The organism is Mycobacterium sp. ABE4_509, assembly GCF_056160785.1.
The window spans coordinates 1-3,400 of record NZ_JBSWXU010000256.1 but is presented as its reverse complement, the minus strand read 5'-3'; the positions used below and the strand labels follow the sequence as shown (position 1 = coordinate 3,400).

Genomic DNA, 3,400 nt, shown 5'->3' with positions numbered 1-3,400 from the left:
CCCCCCACATGTTCGGCCAATTTTCGTGGGCGGGGAGGGGGGGAGAAGAAACAGACGGGGCGTCGGTGATCCCCCGCGCCGGCAACCGGGTGCCGCACCGGGCCACCTCCACCCGGCGCGCGACCTCGAATTGATCGCGACCGAACGGCACTGCGCAGACCGGAATCCCGCGGCCCAGCGCTTTCTGGGTGATCCCCATCCCGCCATGGGTGATCACGCACACCGCCCGATCGAGCACCGGCGCATGCGGCACGAACCGCGCCATGGTGAGGCCGGGTCGGTGCGTCACCGCGGCGCCGTCGCCGGCCGGGCGGGTGGCCACGACGTGCACCGGTTCGCCGGCCAGCGCCTGCACCGCGGCGCCGACCAGCGCCTCGTCGGCCTGAGGTACCGAGGACGTGGTCACCAGCACGATCGGTGCGTCGATGTCGTCGAGCCAGTCCGGGGGGTCGGCCGGCGGGTCGAAGTCGGCCGGCCCGATCATCGCCACCGATTCCCCCCAGTCGGTGACGGGGTACTCGAACGGCTTGCCGGTGGTCACCAGGATCGCCGGCGCGCGGCGCAACAGCGCGTCGGCGGTGCGCACCGGCGGCAACCCCAGCGCAGCGCGCACCGGGTGCATACCCGTGCGAAACGGCCGGTCGAACACCACCCGGGTGACGCTGCCGACGCCCCAGTCGCGGGCCCGGCCCAGCGGTCCGGTCATCGGTCTCTTGCCGGCCCCGAACGGCGGCAGCCCCGGGGCCCGCAGGTAGGGGATGAACGGCGAGAACACCGTCCAGGGGCGGCCGTCGGCCTCGGCGGCCGACATCGCCCCCCAGCAGTTCGCGTCGACCATCACCAGGTCCGGGTCGACGGTCTGCACGGAGCGGGTGAGGTCGGCGACCTCCAGGCCGGCCCGCTCGGTGAGCACCCGCACGGTGTTGCCGGCCGAGCGCAACACGCCGGCCGACTCGACGTCGCGCACCGCCTCGATCCGGTGGTCGACCGGTTCGGCTTTGAAGCCCAGTCCCCGGCACAGGTCGACGCCGCCGGCGAGGGTGCGGATGTGGATCTCGTGGCCGCGGCCGGCCAGTTCGGCGAGCTGGGCGCAGAATGGGAACAGATGGCCGATCGCCGGCGCGGTGTAGGCCAGTATCACCGCCATCGGCCACCTCCTGCAGATTCCGCACCCATCCGAACCGGTAGCGGCGCCGAATGACTGTCATGACTTCGGTTGACACCCAGGAGTTCGTGGTCCTTCTCGACGACGAGGGCCGAGCCATCGGTTCGGCCCCGAAGTCGGATGTCCACAGCGCGTCGACCCCGCTGCACCTCGCATTCTCCTGCTACCTGTTCGATGACGCCGGGTGGGTGCTGCTGACCCGGCGGGCACTGCACAAGAAGACGTTTCCGGGGATCTGGACCAACTCGTGCTGCGGCCATCCCGCCCCCGGCGAATCGCTCGCCGATGCGGTGCGGCGCCGGGTTGGCGACGAGCTCGGTGTCGCGATCGCCGACCTGCGCTGCGCGCTGCCCGACTTCCGCTACGTCGCGGTGGCCGCCGACGGCGTGGTGGAGAACGAGGTGTGCCCGGTGTTCTGCGCGCGGGCCATGGGTCCGATCCGCGCGGACCGCGACGAGGTCGCCGACTACACCTGGGTGCCGTGGGAGCATCTGTGCACCGCCGCCGAGCTCGGCTGGGCGATCAGTCCGTGGGCGGTCAAGCAGGTTCCGCTGCTCGCCGCGGAAGGGGTCGGACAAGGCGTTCAGGACCTGAGCTCGTAGAGCCGCTCGGCATAGGCCAGATCGTCACGCCAGAGCCGGGTCGCGGCGTGCTTCATCAGCGGCCGGATCAACGGGGACGCCACCAGCCCCTTGCCGAAGTTCGGTCGGTCCGAGTGCGCGACCACCGCTTCGATGACAGCGGTGCGGGGCCGCCCGTCGACGCCCACCCCGACCGGCGTCGCATGCGTCTCCACGACGCTGCCCAGCCCTTCGCCCTCGACGATGCGCATCACGACGGTGCGCGGGCCCGGGGTGGTGAACTCGGCGATGACCGGGACACCGAGGCGGCCGATCCGGAAGGTCACCTCGACGACGAACTTGTCGGCCTCCTCGGACAGTTCGGCATCCACAGGTGGGGCGCTGAGCACCCGCAACCTGGTGAACGAGTACGGATGGAACCAGGCCCCGTGCCACGGGTCGAGCCGGTTGCACACGATGTCCTGCGGCTCGCAGACGCCTTCGAGCCGGGTGACCGCCGAGATGGCCGGCGTGGCCGGGCGCGGCGGGGTGATCGGCGCCAGCGACGGCGTCACCTCGGCGGTGTCGTCGAGGCGCACCCAGCACAGCACACCGTCGTCGTGGGCCGGGTAGGGCTTCCAGGTGCCGTGCCGGCGTTGACCCAACCGCAGCCCGTGCCAGGGGCACACCAACTGCCCGCAGTCGACCGGCGCCAGCGCCAGATCCGCCCCCAGGTGCGGGCAGGCGCGCGGGGCCACCTGCAGCCCGCCGTCGGACCCCCGCCACGCCACCAGCTGGTGGCCGGCGACCGAGGTGCCGAACGCCTTGGTGGTGACGGCCGAGCTCGCGGCGAAGACGAACCAGTTGCCGCCGGGCCGGCGCTGCGCGCGGGAGTGGGCCGCCCGGATCACCGCCGGGTCGGCCTCCTGCCAGGTCGGCGTCTGGGCCGCCCAGTCGACGGGTGGGAGCGCCTCGAACGGCCATGCTTTCAGCAACGATGCCTTCGCCAGCCTGTCCCGCCACCCCGACACCGGGCTCACCGCCCGGCCCCCGCCGAACCGGCCAGTCGCCGCAGCAGCGCCGAACGGCCGCGGTTGGGCACGGTCTGCAGCGGATGCCCGGCCAGCCCGAAACCGGCGAGCAACCGGTTGGCCGCGCTCCAACCGGTGGTGGCGGCCCGTTCCATCAGGGCCACCGGCAGGTCGATGCGGATTCCGTCCCCGGCCAGCACCATCCGCGGGTCAGGTGTCACGACGGTGGGCCGGTCATCGAAATCCCCGGGTGCGAAGCGGGGGCAGTCGGCACGGCGCAACAGTCGTTCGTCGACGACGTTGGCGTCCACGGTCTCCGGGTAGAGCTCGTACATGCGCTTGATCAGCGCCTCGCGCACCATGTCGTCACCGTCATCCACCGAGTAGGCGTGCAGCTCGACCACCGAGCCACCCGTGCGGGCGGCCCACTCGCCGGCCTGGGCTTCGTAGCGGCTCACCACGCTCACATTGTCCAGCGGTTCCCGCCCTCCCGTCCCGACGAACGGGGCCCGGTCGGCGCGCACCGGACGATCCAGCCACAGCCGCAGCACCACGAACGGGGGCGCGGTGCCCATCGCCGCGACCCGATCCCGCCACGGCGCGTCCCCCAGCCCGGGCGAGCCGGCCACGATGCCGCGCAGGCC

The 3,400-nt window shown here is 72.5% G+C and carries 4 protein-coding genes; 1 reads left to right on the top strand and 3 read right to left on the bottom strand.

Annotation, left to right across the window (positions count from 1 at the left end; all coding sequences use genetic code 11):
* Positions 1-1,147: glycosyltransferase (locus ACXAID_RS27535; RefSeq protein WP_475025344.1), on the bottom strand; the 1,147-nt coding region annotated here is incomplete at its 3' end.
* 59 nt (positions 1,148-1,206) lie between these two features.
* Between ACXAID_RS27535 and idi the strand changes: the two genes are divergently transcribed.
* Complete coding sequence (gene idi / locus ACXAID_RS27530) at positions 1,207-1,767, top strand: isopentenyl-diphosphate Delta-isomerase (protein WP_475025343.1); 561 nt, start codon at positions 1,207-1,209, stop codon at positions 1,765-1,767.
* Here idi and ACXAID_RS27525 read toward each other — a convergent pair.
* Together ACXAID_RS27525 and ACXAID_RS27520 are read right to left on the bottom strand one after the other, a co-directional pair.
* A complete protein-coding gene (locus tag ACXAID_RS27525) occupies positions 1,749-2,765 on the bottom strand; it encodes a DUF5914 domain-containing protein (protein ID WP_475025342.1) in 1,017 nt (338 codons plus the stop codon). The two genes, idi and ACXAID_RS27525, sit on opposite strands and share 19 nt — an antisense overlap.
* The coding region (locus ACXAID_RS27520; RefSeq protein ID WP_475025341.1) for an FAD-dependent oxidoreductase at positions 2,762-3,400 on the bottom strand (639 nt) is incomplete at its 5' end. The genes ACXAID_RS27520 and ACXAID_RS27525, both read right to left, overlap by 4 nt.

Bases quoted from the DNA above. Each gene is read 5' to 3' on its own strand.
- idi (WP_475025343.1), top strand. From the start codon at position 1,207: ATGACTTCGGTTGACACCCAGGAGTTCGTGGTCCTTCTCGACGACGAG.